Here is a 4,957-nt window from a genome sequence, read left to right as displayed (position 1 = left end):
GATTCCCTGCTACCCCTGTGGTTCGTTCTCGGCCTTGGCTATTCGGTCGCGCAAACGCCGGCGGGCCGGCTGCTCAGGCGTTCGTCGCGCCCGGAAGACAGGCCGGCATTGTTTGCCGCGCAGTTTGCGCTTTCCCATGCCTGCTGGCTGATCGCCTATCCGCTGGCCGGCTGGCTCGGCGTGACCGTCGGCCTGTCCCAGACCTTTGTCATCATGGCTGGTATCGCCGCTGTTGCGGTGGCGGTGGCCGTATTGATGTGGCCGGCTTCCGATCCCGATATCGTGGGCCATCACCATGATGACCTTGCCGAGGACGATCCGCATTGGACGGAGGGCGCGCATCGCCATGGACGCCGGCATGCCCACGGCTTCGTCATCGACACGCTGCATCCGCAATGGCCGCGCGAGCGCTGACGAGAACCTGGTGCTCTTTCCAACCCTTGGTGGTCGATCAGGCTTTGCGTTATGATCTGTGCAGCCGAGATGGGGACCTGCGGTTATGCGGGATGCAGCCAGCCTGAGGGAACTGCCGACTCCAAGCCTGATCCTCGATGAGGCGATCATGCTCCGAAACATCGAACGCCTCGACAATAGACTGGCTGGATTGAATGTTTCGGGCCGACCGCATCTCAAGACGATCAAGTCGGTCGATGCCGCCAAACGAGTTCTCAGGAATGCCAGCTCGGCGACGGTCGCGACGCTGAAGGAGGCCGAAGTCTTTGCTGGCGCCGGCGTCACTGATCTTCTCTATAACGTCGGCATTTCGCCGCAAAAACTGCCGCGCGTTCTGTCCCTGCGAGCCAAGGGCTGCGACCTTGTCGTAACCCTCGACTCGATTGCCCAGGCAAGTGCCGTTGCCGCAGCGTCGCGCCAGGCGGGCGAGGCGATACCGGCCCTGATCGAGATCGATTGTGATGGCCATCGTTCGGGGCTGCGCCCGGATGATCCCGCCATCGTCGAGATAGGGCGTATATTGACAGACGGTGGCGCGGAACTGCGCGGTGTCGTGACTCATGCCGGCGAGAGCTACGGCGCGCGCGGCGAGGCAAGCCTGGTCGAATTCGCCGAACAGGAGCGTCGCGCGGTATTGACGGCAGTGGAAATACTGAAGCGCGCTGGCCTGGCCTGTCCGGTCGTCAGTGTCGGTTCGACGCCGACCGCGCATTTTGCCCGCGACCTGACCGGTGTGACCGAGGTGAGGGCGGGTGTCTATGTCTTCTTTGACCTCGTCCAGGCAGGCATAGGTGTATGCACGCTGCAGGACATTGCCCTGTCGGTGCTGACAACCGTCATCGGCCATCAACACGAGCGCGGCTGGATCATGATCGATGCCGGCTGGATGGCGCTGTCGCGCGATCGCGGCACCGCATCGCAAGCCGTTGACCAGGGTTACGGCGTGGTCTGCGACATCGAGGGGCGCGTGCTTGAAGACCTTATCGTCGCGGCCACGACCCAGGAACACGGCGTCATTGCGGTGCGGCCCGGCAGCGAGGCAAAGCTTCCCGATCTCGCGGTGGGCGAGATGTTGCGCATCCTGCCCAACCATGCCTGCGCTACTGCCGCGCAGTTCGACGGCTACGACGTGCTGGCCGCTGGTGGCGGGCTGGGCCACTGGCCACGTTTTCGCGGCTGGTGACAGGCTGGCATAGCGCCCGTGCCGCAGTGACTTTGCGGCGGCATTGTGGCATGGCGCCACGATGAAGAGCATGCGGCTCATTTTGCGGGACAGGCTTGCGACCGGCGCCATCGCCGGCATGATCGCGTTCCTGCTGCTTTTCCAAGCGCTGCTTTCAGGTGCCGCGTCCGGCGCCATGGCGGCCTCTGCCGCCGACCCGCTCGGCGTCATCTGCACCATGGACGGCATGGCCCCTGCGAGCGGCGACAAGCAGCCTGTCMGCAGCCCCGCCGAATGCCCCTGCGGCACGCTCTGCCAGCTGGCGGTGGCGACTGCTCCCGGCCTGCCGGGCGAACAGCTTGCCTTCATCCTCAACCGGCCGGAGGCGGATGGCACTGTTATTGCCGTACTGGCTGAGCCCGTTCGGCAGGGCCTGCGCGGGCTGATCGCCGAGGCAAGGGCACCACCAACGATCTCCATCTGACGTCGAACCGATCAAGGCCGTTCAAGCGGCCTGACTTCCACGCTTATGGAGACAACAATGTCCGAAATGACCCTCGGACGGGAGAGCAGCGCTGTGGCTGCGCGCTCGCCGTCCAATCTTTTTCGCGCCGTCTGGCGCTGGCACTTCTATGCCGGCCTTCTGGTGCTGCCTTTCATGATCAGCCTCGCCGTGACCGGCGCTCTTTATCTTTTCAAGGATGAGATCGACGCGCTCGTCTATTCCGACCTGAAGCGTGTCGAGATTTCAGAAGGCAAGGCCGCACCCTCTGCGATGGTTGTCGCAGCGCTCGCGGCTCATCCTGGCACCGCCGTCAAATTCACCGACGCCGCTTCACCGACAGGTTCGGTGGAGATTACCGTCAAGACGGAAACCGAGGGCAAGCTTGCGGTTTATGTGAACCCTTATAGCGGAGAGGTGCTGGGCGCGCTGCCCGATCGCGGCACGATCATGTGGATGGTGCGCTATCTGCACAGCCTCAAATATTTCGGCGACACCGCCCGCATGCTGATCGAACTCGCCGCCGGCTGGTCGATCCTGCTGGTGGCGACAGGGATCTATCTCTGGTGGCCGCGCGGAAAGTCGGGCGGTGTCGTCACCGTGCGGGGCAAGCCGAAAAACCGCATGTTCTGGCGCGACACCCACGCGGTGACAGGCATCTTCGTCGGCTTCTTCATCGTCTTTCTGGCGATCACCGGCATGCCGTGGTCGGGCGTGTGGGGCGAAAAGGTCAATGAATGGGCCAAYGGCAACAATTTCGGCTATCCCGCCGGCGTGCGGGTGGCCGTGCCGATGTCCGACGAGCATCTCAACCATGTCGCCAAGACGTCGTGGTCGCTCGAGCAGGCGCAGATGCCGCAATCGACAGCCGAGCATGCAATGGCGCCCATAGGTCTCGACGTGGCGGTCGCGACCTTCGACAAGCTTGGCCTGCATCGCGGCTATGCCGTCAACATTCCAGCGACGCCGGAAGGCGTCTACACTGGCTCGGTCTATCCCGACGATGCGAGCCAACAGCGCGTTGTCCATCTCGAACAGTATAGTGGCAAGCCGCTGATCGACATGGGCTTTGCCGATTACGGCCCGCTCGGCAAATGGCTGGAATGGGGCATATCAGTGCATATGGGCCAGGAGTTCGGCCTCGCCAATCAGCTGGTGCTGCTGGCTGCCTGCCTGGGCATCGTCTTGCTTGCCGTGTCGGCCGCCGTGATGTGGTGGAAGCGGCGCCCGGCCAGTTCGTTTGGCGTGCCGCCGCTGCCCACCGACCGGCGCGTGTTTCGTGGACTGATCGCGATTCTGGCTGTCGGCGGCATCCTGTTTCCGCTGGTCGGCATCTCGCTGCTGGTCATGCTCGCGCTCGACTGGCTCGGCACCCGGGCGATGAAGCCGGCCTGATCCAACCGGCCGCCGTGGCGACGCGGCGGCCGGTTACTTCGCCAGCGTGTTCTTGTAGACCTTGCCGTCCTTCATGATGATGGAAAAATTCTTGTCGGAGTCGGCGACAAGTTTGAGGTCTTCCAGCGGATTGCCTTCGACAAGCAGGAGGTCGGCGAGCGCGCCTTCCAAGACGACGCCGAGCTTGCCGGGATAGGGGTTGATGAAGCCCGACAGCGCCATCAGCTCGCCATTGTCGCCGGTCGCCATCTTGAGTGCTTCGGCCGGCGTGTACCATTTGGCGAGGCTCGCCAGTGCTGCGCCTTGACGGCTGGCAGCGGCCGGGTCGAACAGGATGTCGGCGCCGAAGGCAGTCTTGACCTTGTATTTCCTGGCCAGCCGGTAGGCGTTGTCGGTACCGTCGAACACCTGCTTGGCCCGTCTCTGGGACGACGGGTCCATGCGCGCAAAGACGTCCGGGTCATAGGTCAGCGGCTGCAGGCTCCACCAGATACCCTTTTCGGCCATCAGCTTGACTGTTGCCTCGTCAAGCAGCTGGCCATGGTCGATGACCTTGACGCCGGCGCGGATCGCCTGCTGGACCGAGGGCGGGGTGTAGGCATGCACGGTGACATAGGTGCCCCAGTTCTCGGCCGCCTCGACCGCCGCACGAAGCTCCGGCTCGGTGTACTGAATGGATTCGATCGGATTGTGCGCAGGCGAGTTGACGCCGCCGCCGGCCATCAGCTTGATCTGGCTCGCGCCCAGCCTGAGTTGTTCGCGTGCGCGCAGCCTGACCTCGTCGGGGCTGTCGGCGATGGCCGCGATGCCTTCGCGCTCGGAAAAACTCAGCGGTCCTCCGGGGATCCGGGGAAGTTCGTAGAGAAAGCGGAAGTCGCCATGTCCGGAGGTCTGCGAAATCATCGCGCCCGAGGGATAGATGCGCGGGCCAGGCGTGACGCCTTCGTCGATCGCACGCTTGAGCCCGAAGACCGGCCCGCCGAGATCGCGGATGGTGGTGAAGCCGCGCATCAGCGTCGCCTCCGCCTGGCGCGCCGCCAGCAATTGCAGATAGGCGGGGTCGGCCGTCATCAACAGCGGTTGCGGTGTGGCGGCCATGAAGGCGTGCCAGTGGGCGTCGATCAGCCCTGGCATGAGCACGCGGCCATTGCCGGCAATCACTTTTGCCTCGCCGCCGGCCTCGATCGGCGCTTGTGAAATCCGCTCGATGATGTTGCCCCTGACCAGGACGTTTGATGGGGCCGAAAGCGTCGCGCTCTTGCCGTCGAAGATGCGGACGTTTTCGAACAGGGTCACGTCGGTGGTCACAAGGGGCGGGGGAGGTGCTGTCTCCAGATCGTCGAGGGCAAAACTGGCCTGGCCAAATCCGAGCAGAAACCCAAGCGCGGCCAGCGGCAGTCGAAATGTCGTAATCTGCTTGTGAAACATATCTGTCCCCCGATGGA

The 4,957-nt window shown here is 63.9% G+C and carries 5 protein-coding genes; 4 read left to right on the top strand and 1 reads right to left on the bottom strand.

The window, feature by feature from the left end; genetic code table 11:
- From AC1DUU_RS22740 to AC1DUU_RS22725, 4 genes are all read left to right on the top strand, one after another.
- The coding region (locus tag AC1DUU_RS22740; RefSeq protein WP_476785651.1) for an MFS transporter at positions 1-414 on the top strand (414 nt) is incomplete at its 5' end.
- Positions 415-499: 85 nt separating this feature from the next.
- Entirely contained in the window at positions 500-1,636 is a 1,137-nt protein-coding gene (locus AC1DUU_RS22735) for an alanine racemase (RefSeq protein ID WP_476785650.1), read from the top strand.
- Positions 1,637-1,706: 70 nt separating this feature from the next.
- On the top strand, positions 1,707-2,099 hold the full coding sequence (locus AC1DUU_RS22730) for a DUF2946 family protein (protein ID WP_476785649.1): 393 nt from the start codon (positions 1,707-1,709) through the stop codon (positions 2,097-2,099).
- Between the two features lie 57 nt (positions 2,100-2,156).
- Positions 2,157-3,512 (top strand): PepSY-associated TM helix domain-containing protein, encoded by a 1,356-nt coding sequence (locus tag AC1DUU_RS22725; RefSeq protein ID WP_476785648.1) that lies wholly within the window; start codon positions 2,157-2,159, stop codon positions 3,510-3,512.
- Between the two features lie 33 nt (positions 3,513-3,545).
- Here the strand turns inward: AC1DUU_RS22725 and AC1DUU_RS22720 are convergent, their stop codons facing one another.
- Positions 3,546-4,940: a metal-dependent hydrolase family protein gene (locus tag AC1DUU_RS22720; RefSeq protein WP_476785652.1), complete on the bottom strand. Its 1,395-nt coding sequence runs from the start codon at positions 4,938-4,940 to the stop codon at positions 3,546-3,548.
- Positions 4,941-4,957 lie beyond the last annotated feature (17 nt).

This window comes from Aminobacter sp. P4_H6_2 (assembly GCF_056400805.1).
The sequence above is the reverse complement of the archived record's forward strand: the minus strand, read 5'-3'. Positions and strand labels throughout refer to the sequence as shown.

Bases quoted from the DNA above. Each gene is read 5' to 3' on its own strand.
- AC1DUU_RS22735 (WP_476785650.1), top strand. From the start codon at position 500: ATGCGGGATGCAGCCAGCCTGAGGGAACTGCCGACTCCAAGCCTGATC.
- AC1DUU_RS22720 (WP_476785652.1), bottom strand. From the start codon at position 4,940: ATGTTTCACAAGCAGATTACGACATTTCGACTGCCGCTGGCCGCGCTT.